We start from the raw sequence: 16,839 nt of genomic DNA on the forward strand, positions 1-16,839 counted from the left end.
CTTCTGGACAAATAATGTGCAGGATGAATTTATAATCAATCAGTTGTAGTCCAATTATTTTTACTTGTTTTAAGCTTTGTTTGAGGATAGAGTTATTCTCAAACTCTATAATAAGCATTACTTTATGGTGCGTTAAGCAAATATTTATACAAGTCATCAATTACGGCATCAGCCGCAAGTAAATTCCCTCCTCTCCAAGTCAGGTAATTTATAGAATAAACATGATTTTGTTGAACGGCTCTAAGATGTTTCCAAAGTGGCTTTTGTTTGAGTTCCTCAAGAAACTTTTGGTCATCATCTCTCAATGTTCCCACAAACATAATATCACCGTCGGCTTTTTCTAATTCTTCTATAGAAAAGTAAAGTTGTGTATAAGGTACGATAACATTTTGTGCTTTTGGACGTTGCAGCCCCACATCCTGAAGAATATAATCAGGAAACGAGTTTTTAGTTTCACTAAATATCACGCCGGGAGCCAAGAAGACAACAGAAATTTCTTTGTTTTTATAGCGATCGCCCAAAGCTGCTTTGAGTTCTGCGACTCGTTGATTATAATGTTCCCATGCTTGCTGTGCAGCTTCTTTTTTTCCTAAGACCTGAGTCACAAAATCAAATAGCTCTCGCCAAGTTTTATTTTGTTGCCAATCAAATAATACAGTAGGAGCGATTCTTGAAAGTAGAGGATAAAATTGTCTTTCCGCGTTCCAACCTATAATAATATCGGGCTTAATTAGTAAAATTTTTTCTAGATTAGGTGAAGAAATTCCTAATGACTTTATACCATCAACTTTCCCTTCTAGATATGTATGTTTATCCAGTAGATCAATGAAGGTGCTTCCCAAAGGCTTAACTCCAAGCGCAAGCGCATTACCTAAAGTCGGTAAAGAAAAAGTGACAATACGCCGGGGGTTTATAGGAACGCAGGTTTCTCCTATTGTGTGTTGAACTACGCGGCAATTTTTACTTGCAGAATTAGTAGGAGAAACTATGTTTTGAAATTTGTGGCTGCTACAAGCTGTAATCAGTGTACAAATCAAAAGCATTAATGCTAAACAACGTATGCAATAGCGTATTGTCATTGTTTTCATCGCTTCAGTCAGCTTTTCAAGATGACCACAAAATTACCTCTTAAATGAAACCTAAATTAAAACTGTACTGAAACTGACCCAGTAATTGCAAAAGGTGAACCTTGAGAAATGTTTGCTCGATTATTTGAACCGGAAGCATAACGAATATCAAAGAGGTTTTCAACACCTAACCTAAAAGTCAGGTTATTAACTTTGTAAGCAGCTCCTAAATCGACTCGCATGTAGCCAGGAAGCTCAAAAGTATTTTCGTTATCTCCTTTTCTTTCACCCACATAAACCAAACCTGTACCTAAACTCAACCCTTTTAGCGAACCTCCAGTAAACTCGTACTTGCCATAAAGTCCCACGCTGTGTTGTGGACTATTAATCGGGCGATTTCCTTCCAGTCCAGGGACAACACTTTTGGTAATTTCTGAATCTAGGAGAGTGTAAGCTGCAATCAGGCTCAAATTTTCGGTTACTTTGCCACTAATATCTAATTCAAATCCACGGCTACGAATATCGCCTACAAGAATGTTGAATTCAGGATTACTAGGATCGGTTTCTGCAATATTTGTTTGCTTTAAGTTAAACAGTGCAGTTGTGATAGTCAGTCTATCATTTAACAGATTTACTTTAGCACCAACTTCATATTGAGTAGCCTTTCTAGGGTCTGGAAAACCACCGTCTGAAAGCAAACCATATTGTGGCTCTGTCGATTTACTAAAGCTAGCGTAAATTGAAGCTGAATCTGTCAAGTTATAAACTAACCCGATGCTGGGAGAAACAAAATTATCTGCACTACCAGTTACAGAATCAAATCCGCCATAGCGCAAACCTGCTAATAACCGAAATTGCCCAAATTTCACAAAATCTTGAATATAAACGCCCCAATCACTGTCACTAAAATTAACTGAGCGATTAGTAAGTCCAGTGGGAATAGGAACATCAAAACTAGGGTTAGCAACGTCAATACTGCCAAAGAAACCAGCATTAACACCATTGAATCTTGAGCGGTAATTATTGTACTCAATACCTGCGAGTAACTTATGTTCTGAGGCTCCAATATTGAAGTCTCCTCTGATTTCACCTCGAAGATTGTATTGATAATAGTCATCAAAAATTGTGCGGTAGAAACGTGTTAATGTATCACCTTCAAAACCAAGTGCGACAAAGATAGGATTAGCTTCTCTTTGGGTATTAAAGTACTGACCGCTAAGATTAATTGACCACTGCTTACTAATTGGTTGGTCTAAATAGGCTGCAATCCGATAGTGATCGTAAATTTGGCTATTGCGAGGGTCTGTATAACTGCGGTCATAGAAAATCTGACCATTAAAGAATTTAGCTCCAGTATTAAAGTCTTTATCTTGTCGGTAATACTCTCCTTCAACTGTTAAAGAACCGCCTCCACCTGTTAATAATGTCAGTGAGGGAGCAACAAAAATGCGATTATCTTCAACGTTGTCTACAAAATCATCCGAATCTTGAAAAGCCAGAATGAGGCGATAAAGCAGATTCTTATCCTGAGTTAACGGCCCCGTTAAATCCACCTCACTGCGGTAAAAATTAAAGCTACCGGCATCAGCGGAAAATTTATAACTGGGTGTGGCTTGGGGCTTTTTTGTAATATAGTTGACTACTCCACCAGGTGAACCTGTGCCATAAAGTAAAGAAGAGAAGCCTTTCAAAATTTCCAGACGTTCAATATTAGCAAAATCTCTGATTAGAGAACGGTAATTATCTCGTAACCCATTGATATAAACTTGGCTACCTGTACTAAATCCACGAATTTGAAAGTCAGTGAACAGTCCACCCTGTCCAACGTTTCCCGCTGTCACTCCACTAATGTAAGGAGCTAAGTCTTCTACTCGTCGCGGTGCTTTATCCTCAATGAATTCTTCTGTAATTACACCAATTGATGCAGGTGTTTCTAGTAGTGGAATATCAAGCCTACTTCCAGTGTTAGCATCTGGCACTCGATATCCATCTTGTTCCCCTGTCACCACCAACTCAATCGGATCGTCTTGCTGCGCTGTTTCTGTTGGCGGTGTCTGATTTACTGGTTTTTGTTCGGCTGGGGTTTCCGGCTCCTGTGGTACTGGTGGCTGCATCGCTGTTGCAGTAGATATACCAATAACCAGCCCTGCACTCTCATCAAATAACTCTACCGTCGGCAAAGCATTTTCACCTACCACCGTCACCCGCACAGTATTTGCATCAGCATTTGTAACCGTTATCTCAATAATTCCCGCAGTTGGTTTTTCCGAACGAAAGTTAAAAGCATTGCCATTGGGTAAACGCAACTGAGCGTTAGGAATATCAGCAATAAAATTATTATCCGTACTGCGATTGGTAATTTGTAGTTGTTCTCCAACAGTTGTCTCTAAAATTATCTCCACACCTTTCTCTGTGGGAGTTGCTTTAACTCCTGTGATTGGGATCGTTTCTGATGTAGGTATTGGTGACTGTACTAAAATTTGAGTATTAGAAGAATTAGTATCCTCTGCCCATGTTGCTTGCACTCCCAGAATAAAAAATACACCTGTCAGCAATAGCGATGTCGGCAGACAAGGCGCTACGCGTCTATGCCGCAGTTGTAAAAAATTCACCATCACTCCCACACCTTCAAGCTTAATAGAAACTTTTCTTAACTAGCTTATGAAGAACTATGAAGGTGAAGATAGACATTATTCGGCTCAAACGGAATTTATATTCTGCTCAAACGGAAAATTTTTTCACACAATCTCGTGGACGGATGCCAAACTTTTTGCGAAATGCTCTCCCAAAAGCAGTTAGGTCATTGTAACCGACCATATTGGCAACTTCTTTGACTTTCCATGTCCCCGTTTGCAGCATTTGCCATGCTTGCTCCATACAATAACCGTGGAGATAACCAAATACTGTTGTGCCAAAAACCTGACGGAAACCCTGCTTGAGAGTATATTCATTTAACCCTACTAGTCTTGCTAACTCTCTGAGACTGGGTGGATTATCTAGTTTTTGTTGCAAAATATCTCTAGCATAATAAATTCTGTCTATTAAATCGCCTGTCAATGGATGAGGATTGGTGTTACCGTCTTGTATTTCTGTTTCCACAGCTAGCAACATTCCCATCAACTCTAAAGCTTTGCCTTCTAGATACACTCGCTTGGCAATTCCCCGATAAGGACACTGGATAATCTGTTTGGCGACAGTTTGCATGGCTGGTGTAGCGATACCATCACGACAGTAACATTCTTGTGGAGATGATCTGACTAAATGCTGTAATTCTGTGGGTATTTCTCCATCTGGATTACCAGCTAAAGAGTACAATGTCTCAGGCAACATCTCAATAATCACTTCCAAAAAAGGCTGTCTAGCAGAAATATCACCTCGTGATTCTATTTCTATACCCCTACCGTAGACACCGTATCTTCCACCCTCAAGCAAGGTTTGGCGACTCTGAGTTTCTCCAGACAGATGAAAGTGATACTCTATGCCAGGTGTATCTAGATCCAAAAATTCTATCATCAGGCGATCGCGTATCCTGTAGTCAGCAATAGTTAAATTAAAACCCTCCCTGAGTTGAATTTCTCGCCAGTAACCTCGTCCCAATGGCTGTGGAAACTTGTACATTACATCAAACTTATCATTGGGGTCAGGATGGTGACTATTTTCATTAGTCCGTATTTCTTTCCACAGTTCATCATAAGTTTGTTGGGAAATAGTGATAGTCATATTTAGGATAAAGTCTTAGCTGCTAATTAAGAAATTATCTCATTAAATTTATTGTTTTGAAGAATGAGAGCATCCGCCGGAGGCGATGTCTAGCTTGAAAAGTTTAGAGTCTCTTTTAGAAATACTGCCAACAAGGGTAAAGCGAGATGAGGCTTGTTATGTCTGCATCTAATAAATGGTCTTGATTCAACTATCCTTTAAATGCCATCCATCCACCTACCCACAGTCCAGTGTAAAAGCGAATCGCATGGTGAAAACCTACTTGCTGGAGTAGCTCTAAAGTTTTCGCTTCTGAGAGTGGATAAACTCTGCTGTTGAAGTTTTCTAGGAGTTGCTTCTGCTTATCCTCAGGCAGTCCTGTTTCTTTCCAATAGGCTTGAAGCGTAGCAATAGTTTGCTCTAATTCAGGGCTGCCTTTTGTACCAAAAACATCAACTAAAATAAACAGTGCCGATGTTTTTAAACGTTGAGCAATGCCTTTAAGGAAAGCAAGTTTAGCATCTTCATCTGGGATAAAATGCATGACTAAAATGCTAGTGGCTGCATCATAGATGGGATCATTTGGTAAATCTTGAACATATCCTTGAATGATTTTAATACGTTGAGATAGTTGATGTTGAGTTATTTTTTGCTTTGCGATCGCCAACATCTTTGCTGAAGGATCAACACCCAAAAATTGCCACTGGGGATTACTTTGCCCCAAGCGAACTAACTCCATCCCCCCACCAGCACCAACAACTAATAAATTTGCTGTTTCTGATAAACAGGAGCGCAAACAAGCCAGCACAAAAGTATGCATTACTTCATAGCCGGGAAGTGCCAGACGTGCCATTTGCTCGTACTCATCTGCCGCAATCGGTGAATTGGTATCAAAATTGATGATTTTATTTGACATGCTTCTCCAACTCAATTCAATCTGAATTTTATATATATAGGCTTTGCAAACAACCTTCCAAAGCCTGTATGGGGTTTCTCCAAAACGTCTACTTGGGATTATGGGATATCTTAATGAAGATTAGAAGTCTGCCGTCCACCAAGTCGCTGTTGCTGGGCTGGTGGAAGTGTATTAACGGAAATCGTGGTATAGGGATTCTGAAGCTGACTGATAAGCAGAAATCGGATAAAGTCCCCAACTCCCTCAATCATGCGGGCATTGCGTAACGCGCCACAGTCTACGGGGGCAAAGCCAATATCTTTAGCTAAAGACATCACCACTTGTCTTGCTTGAGAATCGTCTCCCGCAACAAACACAGAAACTTCATAGTCTTTAAGGGGTGTGGGTGCAAGTTCAAAAACTTCCTGTGCCATTGTGTTGAAGGCTTTGACGACAAGGGCATTGGGAACTTCTGCGGCCAGTTTCTCTGCCAGGGATTGCACAATTGGTGGAAAGGCAAACCCTTCTGGAATATCAAAGTTATTGCAGTCAATAAGGATTTTTCCGGACAGCACTTCTGTTGAGGAGAAGACTTCAGCGGGATTCACGCCTCGGACAGTGTAGAGTAGTATATCTCCAAATATGGCTGCCTCATCGTTTGTACCACCCTTTGTGCCATGTCCGGCTTCAGCCACAGCTTTACCTTTCTCTAAGTCACGAGCGCCAAAAAACACATCATGTCCTTGTTCAGCCCAGAGAATACCGAGCGATCGCCCCATATTACCACTACCGATAATACCGATTTTCATAGCTTGAGAATCTGTTTGAGGTACATGAATAATATACAAAGTGTTAGTATTTTGAGCTACAGCGCTTTTCAAATGAGTAGACAACAAATCCTCCGAGTTACAAGAAAAACGCTGTAATTACGAACTACGTAAAGCCTGCGGCATAGCTACGTTTAGAGCGCAGCAAAGCGTAGTCCATTACTAATTATTTTGGTCATAGGGCTGAGGTTCTCTCAGACGTTGCTGAATATGCTCACGGCGATTCCGAGTTGCTTCTTGGTAAATCTTTTTGCGAGCTAGATTTAATGCACCAAGTGGCTGATGTTCAGGCAATGTATGCCAAGGTGTAAATGATAAACCTTCATCCAGTCTTTTGCGTTCTTCAGTATCAAATACTTGACTGGGAATCTTAATTGTTGCTACTTTAACAAATGGTGAGTCTATCTGTTGCCACTCAATTGTCGAGTCTTCAATGGGAGTTTTCTCATCATTTACATACAGCTGAACCAGGAAGTCAAAATAAGCATCCTTACCTTCAGTTGTCAGATGTTTAACTATTGCCTCCCGTAGATAGTTCTCTGAGTCACCAGGTGAATTAGAAGTCTCATTGTCAGCATGGGAGCGTACACAAAACTTGATTGCTTGGTTTCCCAGTTGATAGGAGGTTGTACTTCCATACTGGATACTTAAAGGACTAGAAACTTGTTGTGCGTTCATTTTTGCTAATAAGCCAAGCTCGTATGACATCGAAGCTGGATCGAGTTCTCCCTTTTGTAACTTGGCGAGGTTAACATAACCTTGCAGATCGCGCAGAAAAAAGATGAAACTATTGACAAGCACAAAATCCTGGGTTTTTTCTTCATCATCCAGAACTTTTTCACCTTCGACATTCATCAGCTTAATTGCCATACCACGAACATCAGGCTCTTTATCAGACTTAAATTTTCCTCTTTCTTCCAAGCTACTAGCATTAGAAAAACGAATCCAAACGGGATAATTTCGTACAGTTTTGAAAACCCCAACTCGTAATGTATCAGGAAGATTCTCTTCAATAATAAATTCTCCCCAAACCAAACCGTGACTTTTAGGGTGAAGTTGTCGGAGATCTGGCCCTTTCTCTTCTTGCTTTGCTAAACTATCTGCCAAAATTGCGTCGATAATGGCTTCCTGCTGTGGGTTAGTCATATATAGTTTCCTAAAAATATAAGGCAAAGCTTAACAGGAAGAATGAGTTTGCGATCGCGCTTTCACAATAATTTTTCTATTCTGCCATTTTGTAACCTGACTCTGTTTGAGTTGCTAACCTTGCTACTGTTGTGAATGCAAACCGAATATCTATGAATTACATCTGCGTATTTTATAAAAAATAGCAGATGGATGGAAATCACCCAGCTGCTAGTGAGAAAGGAGTAACGAGAAATCTGATTCACTAGCCAGCATGGACAAATTCTTTGCCAGCATTCTGGGAATAATTCACCGCTAGAGCAAACTCTTTGAGGACATCTTGCAATCTTTGGTTTATTTCTTCATCGAGTTGCACGCTACCATCTGGCTGGATTTGAATTTGCTTATCGACTGCGTACACTGTACTCAATATATGCCGTGCGCCTAATTCAGATAACACAGGTTTTAAGGCATACTCTACTGATAATAAGTGAGCGATTGTTCCACCAGTAGCTATAGGTAGCACAACTTTCCCTGTCAAAGCTTTCTGGGGTAATAAATCTAGAAATGCTTTGAGTACACCTGTGTAGGCTGCTTTATATATAGGTGTAGCGATAATTACACCGTTTGCTTTTTCTAGAAGTGCTTTTGGCTTTTCTAAAGCAGTACTATCGTAACGTCCATAAGCTAAGTCTTCCGCAGGTATATCTCGCACTGAGATGATATCTAGATTTAATCCTTGCTGCGATAAAGTTTTAGTAGCGTGTTCAACAATAGCGTAGGTTCTTGAGGGATGAGAGGGACTACCGACTACAGCTAATATATGTGTCATGTTGAGTTAGACCTTTTGGAATTTTTAAATGCTCCAACTGTTAACTGTTAACTGTTAACTGTTAACTGTTTACTGATTTAATCTACGGTGGCGTGCTGTTTGGGGAATTCTTGGTTGGCTATAACTTCGCCAAAGGGACTCAATAGTTGCGGTTCTAGTGTTGGCTGATTGTCTAGGGGGAAGCGAGGGAAAAGTAATTCTGCTACCCGATATGCTTCTTCTAGGTGAGGATAACCAGAGAAGATGAAGGTATCAATACCTAATTCTTGATATTCCAGCATTCTTTGAGCAACGGTATCGGCATCGCCTACTAAGGCTGTGCCAGCACCACCACGCACTAAACCAATTCCTGCCCATAAATTCGGGCTAATTTCTAAGGATTTTCGAGAGCCGTTGTGTAATTCTTTCATCCGGCGTTGTCCTTCAGAATCCATGCGTGCGTAAGCTTGTTGGGTTTTGGCGATCGCCGAATCATCTACGTAGCGAATCAAATCGTTTGCTGCATCCCAGGCTTGGCTTTCAGTCTCCCGCACAATCACATGGAGACGAATCCCAAAACGTAATGTTCTCCCTTGGGCTGCTGCTAATCGGCGTACAGAGGCAATTTTTTGGGCAACTTGTTCTGGTGGTTCGCCCCAAGTTAAATATACATCTACGTGTTTGGCTGCAATTTCTTGAGCAATCGGGGAAGAACCTCCAAACCACAGAGGCGGATGAGGTTTCTGAACTGTGGGAAATAACAGCTTACCATTTTGGATATTCAGATGATCTCCCTGGAAGTCGGCAGTTTCTCCGGCCGCTATCTGTCGCCACACTGCTAAAAATTCATCTGTTAATCTGTAGCGATCGTCATGGGAAAGGTGTAAGCCATCCCCTGCCAATTCCACCGGATCACCACCTGTAACCACGTTAATCAGCAACCTTCCACCAGAAATCCGATCAAAGGTTGCTGCCATTCGTGTTGCTACTCCCGGCGACATCAACCCCGGACGTATGGCCACCAAAAACTTCATCTGCTTGGTATGTGTTACCAAAGTTGATGCCAAAACCCAGGCATCTTCACATGAACGGCCTGTAGGTAGTAATGCGCCTGTAAAACCTAAATGATCTACTGCTTGGGCAATCTGTCGCCAGTAATCAAAGTTGACTGCTCGCCCGCCTATGGCAGTACCAAGGTAGCGCCCTTCACCGTGAGTCGGAATAAACCAAAGTAGCTGCATATATCTATGTCAAAGTAGCTGCAATATTTCTTGGTTATTTAAATACGGTAAATTTATCGATTTACTGTATTATATAAATCATTTTTAGACTATCGCACAGCCAGGCAAGCAAAGCAATACTTTTACAAAACTAAATACGGTTAATCAATAAAGTTACAGTAGTTTAATACTTGCGGTTTGCATGGCATTTATGACATACTCTAACTTGAATAACATTATCCCTATCGACTTACCGTAGTTTATAATCTGCTTCAGAAATCTTGCTGCAAGGAATTAATCATGCTTAAAGATGCACAAGGACTAGTAGTTACAACAGATTCAGCCAATGCGATCGCAGCTATTAACCGTTTTATTGATCAAGCCCTTAGTTATAGTAAAAATGTAGAAACAGCTATCTTACAAGCAATTGCCGCAGATCCAACTTGTGTTTTAGCTCATGCTTATGCAGCTGCTTATTATCTCACCCAAGAAAACAGCAAAGCTTGGCAGCAAGCCCAACCATATTTGCAAATATTACAACAGCCTTTAGCCAAGATTACTGTCAGAGAAAAGTTATATGTGCAAGCGATTTTAGCTTGGGCAAATCAAGAAATAGATGTAGCGATCGCCACTCATGAAGAGATTGCTAATCAATTTCCCCGTGATTTAATCTCTGTGCAGCAGGGACAGTATCATTATTTTTATACAGGCAACAAAGAAAAATTACTAGAAATTGCTCAGAGGGTTTTACTTAGCAATCCCCAACAACATTATTTATATGGCATGGTGGCGTTTGGATTAGAACAATGTCACCAACTCAAAGCAGCAGAAAAAATAGCTCATCAAGCGATCGCCTTAAATAGATCTGATCCTTGGGCGCACCATGCGTAGACGCGAAGCGGCTTGTCGAAGACATCGCTCATGTTATGGAAACTCAAGAAAGAGCCGATGAGGGCATAGCTTGGATGGAGAGTTTTGCAGATACCTGGGAAAACTGCAATTCTATGCTCTACACTCATAACTGGTGGCACATTGCACTATATTATTTGCAGTTAGAAAACTACCAAAAAGTTCTCGAACTCCATGATACGCATATTTGGGAATACGCCAACAAACAATCTCCTAAAGACCAAGTAGGAGCAATTTCATTATTATTGCGCCTAGAATTACGCGGTGTAGATGTGAAGAATCGTTGGCAAGACATCAGTCCTTATATTTACAGCCGGATTAATGAACATGCATTACCATTCCAGGATTTGCATTATGTCTATGCCCTTGCCAAAGCTGGACACCATGATTGGCTGAACCAAATGCTTCAGAGTATGCAGTATCACACTTTGAGTATTAATCCTTTTCTGCGACGGAGTTGGATAGAGGTAGCAATTCCCGCAGCTAGAGGAATGGTAGCTCATGCCAAAGGTGATTTCAACACCAGTGTTGCAGAACTGAAACCTGTTTTATCACGCTTGCATGAGATTGGAGGGAGTCATGCACAGCGAGTATTATTTGGGCAAGTTTATCAAGACGCGGTGTTGTCAGCACAAAAGCAGAGTTGGAATTATGCTGTGTCTTAAAAATCAATGCAAAATAACATTATCTTCTAATTATCCCATCATGGCTATTCAAGAACTCGAAACGCGAACCCATCCTGTGAAATTTCTGCTAGATACTAACACTCACATTAGACCTCTTGCATAAATCAGATTATCAACTGCTAAACAGAGAAATTTCTAGTTACTCTCTGCGCCTCTGCGTCCACCGAAGTTCAGATCGCTATGCGGGTCTTACTGCCCAACCGTTCTTTCAGAACGGTTGCCTTGTGTCCTTTAGACACAAGGGAGAGGCGCAAGGCTTTGCGCCTCTCGGCAGTGATACAGACCATCGGCGGAAGCCGCCGCTCCGACTTCTCTGTGCGTGAACCTAAAAACTCTATTTTCAAATATTCATGCAAGAGGTCTATTATCCAATAGATAATTGACAAACCATCTCCTTGTCTTTATGCAACGGACATGACAGCAGTTGCTAAAAGTCGGGGAACCTACCCACGCAAGTGTCCTCCTTTGCGTGAGCTTTTCTTTTATTTCTTACCTAGACAGATCAACAAAAGAGCGATGTCTACGACGGGCTACGCCTACGCTGTAAATTTGATTTAATATGTCATAATCTTCCAATCTCACTGCGGCAAAACGCCTGACTCCAAACTGTTTCATCACTTTTTGCATCTCTGCATCTGGTTGGAGTAGTGCCAACTGCATTTGCTGAATTAAAGATATACCTAGCCGCTGTGCTACCACCAAAGGTGGCATCGGAGAAGGCCCCAGCACTTCCACTACACGCAAATGCTGTAATAATTCGGGAAAATCCTTTAATTCCTGTTCTAGTACCACACTATCAATCGCTGCACAATCTGCCAATCCCTCAATTACCCAGCGAATTGAACGTTGGTGCGAGCCTGATTGTAGCGTTTTGCCAAAGAATTTTTCAGGATATCTTTCTTGAATTAATCTATGACAGAGTAAATTATAACCACTATTAGAACCCAGGTCATTATAACAAAATGTTTTTCCTGCTAAATCTGTAAACTTTTTGATATTACTATTAGCATTGACAATTACATCTGCATAGTAAATAGGGCAGTTGCTATATCGTGATGATTGCATTACTGGTGCAACTAATGTCTGCAACTGATTTGAACCTACTTTACTATAGCGAATTAGTGGTAATCCACAAATAAAAGCTAGGTCTATCTGATCTTGAAATAATAGGGGATCTTCTAAGGGGTCATATTTACCTTGTTGTAGTTGGAATTCTACTTTTAAAACACGACCTAAATAAGCTGCGATCGCCTGATAGAATCCGAACCAATTTGGAGCTAGATAAGATATAACTTGTAATCTTTTATCTATAGTCATTTTTATTTTACAATAGTTTCATTGTCAAAAAAATGAGTCAGATTTCTCCTAGACAAATAATGTATATATAAAAATACAATACTGACAAAGGTCAACAACATAATACCGCAAACTGTTGTATATGCTTTAGTGTGCCACCATAGCTGCTTTAACAAAGTTGTAGCAAGTTGTAATATCTTCCACAATAAATAATTATTTACTTTTTTAGTGTCTTGTATATTGATGTGTTGAGCTAATGCCATTTCAATTTTTGCCTTATATTCAATAAAACGGTAACTTGATAGACTTAATGTAGATTATATTATATATTATCTAAGTTCGTCAAAAAATACGAATAGTTAGCGTTAATAATTTTGGAGATAAAGAGCATAAGAACAAACGATCGCACTATATATCTTAATTTCAGCCATGTTGATATTCCTGTATGAATAAGTTCAATTCAATCCAAAATCTAAAATTGAACTACAGCCAAGGCACTTCTTCAGGTGCATAACGAAAGGCGCGGAAGACTGAAGCTAATAAAATCGTGTTATCGTTGCGTAGTCTGCGTCCGTCATGATGATGATCTGGATGCTTATACTCCCAGATAATATTGCCCTTGGGATCTGCCTCTAAGACAACGCCACCTTTAAAAGCAGCCCACAAAGGAAACCGTGGAGGAATCTCTGGAGTTTTACCGTTATAAAAAAGGTTGCCATTGGGTAAAAGATAACCATATAAACCCAATGAATATGGGAAACTCCATTGATGTACTACTTCTCCTTCTAGATTCAGAAGATACACTTCTCCGTTACCTGTAAGTGGTGTAAAAAGTGTATAACCCTTTGAATTTTCAGATCCCCGACTTCTTAAAGGAGTCGGGGATCTCGCGCACTCAGTGTTCCTATGGTGCTGGATTTGGATATAGAATTATTTAGACAATACTACAACATGTATATCAAATTAGTGTATTTTAAATTAAATTCATCAACTCATGTTAACTAAAATTTATTTTAATACTTGATAAATATCAGCGATCGCCATACCCAAAATTATGGTTATCGATATAATTCTTATGTAGTCTAGTTATTAGTCTATGCACGACTAGGCGAACCAGAGTATGACAAACTTACAAGTTGTGGAGCAAGAGTTTTCACAAGTTCCCATAATTGATATTAGTAGGTTGGTTTCTCAAACTAGCAACTATTCTTATGTAGTTGCAGACCAAATCAGACAAGCGTGTCAAGATTACGGCTTCTTCTATATCGTCGGACATGGAGTTGATGAACAACTACAAGAGCAACTAGAACATCTCAGTCAACAGTTCTTCGCACAGGATATAGAAACTAAACTGAAGATTCGTATGCCTCTTGGCGGTAGAGCATGGCGAGGATATTTCCCAGTCGGGAACGAGTTGACATCAGGTAGACCTGACTTAAAAGAAGGTATTTACTTCGGTGCAGAACTAGAAGAAAATCATCCACTTGTGAAAGCTAGTATACCAATGCACGGGCGCAATCTTTTTCCATCCAATATTCCCCAATTTAGGGAAACAGTGCTTGAGTATATGGAGTCAATGACAAAACTTGGACATACGCTAATGGCTGGTATTGCTCTAAGTTTGGGATTAGAAGATTCATACTTTGCAGACCGTTATACAAAAGATCCATTGATATTATTTCGGATTTTCAATTATCCTTCCAATCCATCATTATCTGAATCCGAATGGGGCGTTGGCAAACATACAGATTATGGAGTATTAACTATTCTCAAGCAAGATAACGTAGGCGGATTACAAGTCAAATCAAAGTCTGGTTGGATAGATGCACCTCCTATTCCTAACTCCTTTGTATGCAACATTGGGGATATGCTGGATCGCATGACACAAGGACTGTATCGCTCAACACCCCACCGCGTTCAGAACCTATCAACAAGTAATCGCCTTTCCTTCCCATTCTTCTTTGATCCTAATTTCAACGTTGAAGTCAAACCTATTGAAATGAACGACATAGTAGTGAATGATGATAAAAGCGATCGCTGGGATAAAGCCAGTGTTCATGAATTTCGCGGGACTTATGGCGATTATCTATTAGGCAAAGTCTCCAAAGTATTTCCAGAATTACGCCAAACAGTGCTTGAGAGTGCTGAGTAAGAATTACTAACCTCCTGATTTCAATAAACAGAAGCCAACAATTTATTGATCGCAGCCCGAAACGCTGTTGCTACACCAGCACTCATGTCACGGGGGGCGCAGATACGATTTCTCAAATATGCCAAAGTAATAGCCCCCATAGCAGCAAAGATAGGATCAACACTGCTATTTTTACCACCAGTCCGACCACCCGGTAAAGTTGTACCATCACCATTGACATCACGAGTTAATTTCTTCGCAACTTGCCGAAATTGTTCCCAAGTGCAGCTTAAGTCAGAGTTTTTGCAAGCGAATATCTACAATTGAACTAGTACGCTTTTGCATCTAAGTAAAAGCTAGGTATATCCTAGCTTTGGATACAGTTTTGATAATTTCAGATTATGGCAGGACATAGTAAATGGGCAAATATTAAGCGCCAGAAGGCAGTAGTAGACGCAAAAAGGGGAAAAACCTTTACCCAGTTATCTCGGGCAATTATCGTTGCGGCGAGAGGCGGCGTACCAGATCCAGCGCTTAATTTTCAACTTCGTACGGCAATTGATAAAGCAAAAGCCGCAAGTATCCCCAATGATAATATTGAACGGGCGATCGCTAAAGGTGCAGGTACTTTTGGCGGTGAAAACTCTAGTCTCGAAGCTATTCGCTACGAAGGTTACGGCCCTGGTGGTGTAGCGATTTTAATTGAAGCCCTCACAGATAATCGCAATCGCACTGCTGCTGACTTGCGTGCAGCTTTTAGTAAAAACGGCGGTAATCTTGGTGAAACAGGTTGTGTTAGCTGGATGTTTGACCAAAAAGGTGTTTGTGTACTGGAAAAAGTGGTTGATGAAGAACAGCTTTTAGAAGCATCCCTTGAAGGCGGTGCTGAGTCCTATGAAATGACTGAAGATGAAGCTGCTGAGGTGTTGACTGAGATAGCAAATTTAGAAATTCTCAGCCAGACGTTGAAAGATAAAGGCTTTAAGGTGACTGATGCCGAATTGCGCTGGATTCCTAGTAATAATGTCGAAGTCATTGATCCAGATCAGGCGCGATCGCTTCTCAAATTAATTGATACTCTAGAAGGCTTGGATGATGTGCAAAACGTGACATCTAACTTTGAGATGGCAGAAAATCTCATGGCTCTAAGTATTGTGTAGTCAGAAATTGATTTACTGTTTTTCTGCGGCTTGTCGTACTACATCAACTTCTAATTCCAAAGCCTCAGCGATTTGCTCGAGGCTCAACCCTAAATTTAACTTCAACAAGCGAGGAACCACTTCAAGTTTGCCTTCAAGTTTAGCTTCAAGTTTAGCTTCAAGTTTAGCCTCTAATTTACCTTCTTCTTTTGCTTCTTGATAAACTCTTGTGTGTCTAATAATTTCTACTAAGGACATAGCTTCCACCCACCTCCTCGCGACTAAGTCTGGAAAATTTAAACATCGCTATTCAAGAAGACTGTTTTTCTGCGGCTTGTCGTACTACATCAATTTCTAATTTTAAAGCCTCAGCGATTTGCTCGAGGCTCAACCCCAACTTTAAAAATCCAGGAATTGATTCCAGTTTGCCTTCTAGTTTACCTTCCAGTTTACCTTCCAGTTTGCCTTCCAGCTTGCCTTCCAGCTTGCCTTCCAGTTTACCCTCTTCCTTCGCTTCTTGATAAATCCTGGTATTTCTGATGACATCCAAACCTAACATGGCTTCCACTTCCTCGCGGCTAAGTCTAGGAAATTTGTAAATTACTACCGTCTCAATAAATTCTATAATTTCTTGCTGTGTACGCGCATCTGTCAACTGCTGTTTGGCTTGCTCGATTAGCTGTCTAGCTTTTACTGCTGTTCTACTTTTGCGTTCCACAACTAACTGCACAATACCGACACCTATTGAATTATCTGCGGCTTCCTCTAATTCATTTAAATATACACGTTGCACTAAATGGCTATTTAGTAATAAATGATAGGGTTTAGATTCTTTAGGTTCCAAATTCCGCCTGGGAAATATCACAAGTGACATACTCCTACACTGACTCTTCGAGTACAGTGTAGACTTCCAAGACAATCCGGCTTTCGCTTAGGAGACTCTTAGCTTTAAGAACGGGATGCCCCTCCGCTCTTTGTTTTATATTTATCGCTGCATTATGGTCACGGTCGAGACTGCACCCACAATGTGGGCA

At 40.6% G+C, this 16,839-nt stretch carries 16 protein-coding genes and 2 pseudogenes; 4 read left to right on the top strand and 14 right to left on the bottom strand.

Going from position 1 to position 16,839, the window contains the following annotated elements; all coding sequences use genetic code 11:
- Window positions 1-122: 122 nt before the first annotated feature.
- The 8 genes from FNW02_RS18480 to ssuD form a co-directional block, all read right to left on the bottom strand.
- On the bottom strand, window positions 123-1,079 hold the full coding sequence (locus tag FNW02_RS18480; RefSeq protein ID WP_225225746.1) for an ABC transporter substrate-binding protein: 957 nt from the start codon (window positions 1,077-1,079) through the stop codon (window positions 123-125).
- A gap of 65 nt (window positions 1,080-1,144) precedes the next feature.
- Window positions 1,145-3,682 (bottom strand): TonB-dependent siderophore receptor, encoded by a 2,538-nt coding sequence (locus tag FNW02_RS18485; protein ID WP_191758968.1) that lies wholly within the window; start codon window positions 3,680-3,682, stop codon window positions 1,145-1,147.
- A gap of 106 nt (window positions 3,683-3,788) precedes the next feature.
- Window positions 3,789-4,787, bottom strand: coding sequence for a helix-turn-helix transcriptional regulator (locus FNW02_RS18490; RefSeq protein ID WP_191758969.1), 999 nt, complete (start codon window positions 4,785-4,787; stop codon window positions 3,789-3,791).
- Window positions 4,788-4,977: 190 nt separating this feature from the next.
- A complete protein-coding gene (locus tag FNW02_RS18495; RefSeq protein ID WP_191758970.1) occupies window positions 4,978-5,682 on the bottom strand; it encodes a class I SAM-dependent methyltransferase in 705 nt (234 codons plus the stop codon).
- A gap of 110 nt (window positions 5,683-5,792) precedes the next feature.
- The gene (locus FNW02_RS18500; protein ID WP_225225747.1) at window positions 5,793-6,554 is read right to left on the bottom strand and encodes an NADPH-dependent F420 reductase; all 762 of its coding nucleotides are present in this window, start codon (window positions 6,552-6,554) and stop codon (window positions 5,793-5,795) included.
- Between the two features lie 96 nt (window positions 6,555-6,650).
- Entirely contained in the window at window positions 6,651-7,634 is a 984-nt protein-coding gene (locus tag FNW02_RS18505; RefSeq protein ID WP_191758971.1) for a catalase family protein, read from the bottom strand.
- A 244-nt stretch (window positions 7,635-7,878) separates the two neighbouring features.
- Window positions 7,879-8,445, bottom strand: coding sequence for an NADPH-dependent FMN reductase (ssuE, locus tag FNW02_RS18510; protein ID WP_191758972.1), 567 nt, complete (start codon window positions 8,443-8,445; stop codon window positions 7,879-7,881).
- 77 nt (window positions 8,446-8,522) lie between these two features.
- Complete coding sequence (ssuD, locus tag FNW02_RS18515; protein ID WP_191758973.1) at window positions 8,523-9,665, bottom strand: FMNH2-dependent alkanesulfonate monooxygenase; 1,143 nt, start codon at window positions 9,663-9,665, stop codon at window positions 8,523-8,525.
- Between the two features lie 279 nt (window positions 9,666-9,944).
- Between ssuD and FNW02_RS39945 the strand changes: the two genes are divergently transcribed.
- Window positions 9,945-10,535: a tetratricopeptide repeat protein gene (locus tag FNW02_RS39945; protein ID WP_348535416.1), complete on the top strand. Its 591-nt coding sequence runs from the start codon at window positions 9,945-9,947 to the stop codon at window positions 10,533-10,535.
- Window positions 10,517-11,218 carry a tetratricopeptide repeat protein gene (locus FNW02_RS39950; RefSeq protein ID WP_348535417.1) on the top strand — a complete coding sequence of 234 codons (702 nt, stop codon included), beginning with the start codon at window positions 10,517-10,519 and terminating at the stop codon, window positions 11,216-11,218. The genes FNW02_RS39945 and FNW02_RS39950 overlap by 19 nt, the downstream gene beginning before the upstream one ends.
- Before the next feature lie 510 nt (window positions 11,219-11,728).
- Here the strand turns inward: FNW02_RS39950 and FNW02_RS18525 are convergent.
- Both FNW02_RS18525 and FNW02_RS18530 read right to left on the bottom strand, forming a co-directional pair.
- Complete coding sequence (locus FNW02_RS18525; protein WP_191758974.1) at window positions 11,729-12,556, bottom strand: phosphate/phosphite/phosphonate ABC transporter substrate-binding protein; 828 nt, start codon at window positions 12,554-12,556, stop codon at window positions 11,729-11,731.
- 462 nt (window positions 12,557-13,018) lie between these two features.
- Window positions 13,019-13,339 (bottom strand): hypothetical protein, encoded by a 321-nt coding sequence (locus tag FNW02_RS18530; protein WP_191758975.1) that lies wholly within the window; start codon window positions 13,337-13,339, stop codon window positions 13,019-13,021.
- A gap of 316 nt (window positions 13,340-13,655) precedes the next feature.
- Here FNW02_RS18530 and FNW02_RS18535 point away from each other — a divergent pair, with 316 nt between their 5' ends.
- Window positions 13,656-14,687: an isopenicillin N synthase family dioxygenase gene (locus FNW02_RS18535; protein ID WP_191758976.1), complete on the top strand. Its 1,032-nt coding sequence runs from the start codon at window positions 13,656-13,658 to the stop codon at window positions 14,685-14,687.
- A 20-nt stretch (window positions 14,688-14,707) separates the two neighbouring features.
- Here the strand turns inward: FNW02_RS18535 and FNW02_RS38775 are convergent.
- Window positions 14,708-14,905, bottom strand: a pseudogene (locus tag FNW02_RS38775) (glutathione S-transferase family protein); the annotation flags it as partial.
- Window positions 14,906-15,067: 162 nt separating this feature from the next.
- On the opposite strand from FNW02_RS38775, the gene FNW02_RS18545 reads away from it, so the two are divergent.
- Window positions 15,068-15,826, top strand: coding sequence for a YebC/PmpR family DNA-binding transcriptional regulator (locus FNW02_RS18545; RefSeq protein ID WP_191758978.1), 759 nt, complete (start codon window positions 15,068-15,070; stop codon window positions 15,824-15,826).
- A 12-nt stretch (window positions 15,827-15,838) separates the two neighbouring features.
- Here the strand turns inward: FNW02_RS18545 and FNW02_RS18550 are convergent, their stop codons facing one another.
- From FNW02_RS18550 to FNW02_RS38780, 3 genes and pseudogenes are all read right to left on the bottom strand, one after another.
- Window positions 15,839-16,063 carry an RpnC/YadD family protein gene (locus FNW02_RS18550; protein WP_191758979.1) on the bottom strand — a complete coding sequence of 75 codons (225 nt, stop codon included), beginning with the start codon at window positions 16,061-16,063 and terminating at the stop codon, window positions 15,839-15,841.
- A 52-nt stretch (window positions 16,064-16,115) separates the two neighbouring features.
- The gene (locus FNW02_RS18555; protein WP_191758980.1) at window positions 16,116-16,679 is read right to left on the bottom strand and encodes an Rpn family recombination-promoting nuclease/putative transposase; all 564 of its coding nucleotides are present in this window, start codon (window positions 16,677-16,679) and stop codon (window positions 16,116-16,118) included.
- Window positions 16,680-16,683: 4 nt separating this feature from the next.
- Window positions 16,684-16,839: pseudogene (locus FNW02_RS38780) on the bottom strand (RNA-guided endonuclease TnpB family protein); the annotation flags it as partial.

The organism is Komarekiella delphini-convector SJRDD-AB1, assembly GCF_014831675.1.
Classification (GTDB): Bacteria; Cyanobacteriota; Cyanobacteriia; order Cyanobacteriales; family Nostocaceae; genus Komarekiella.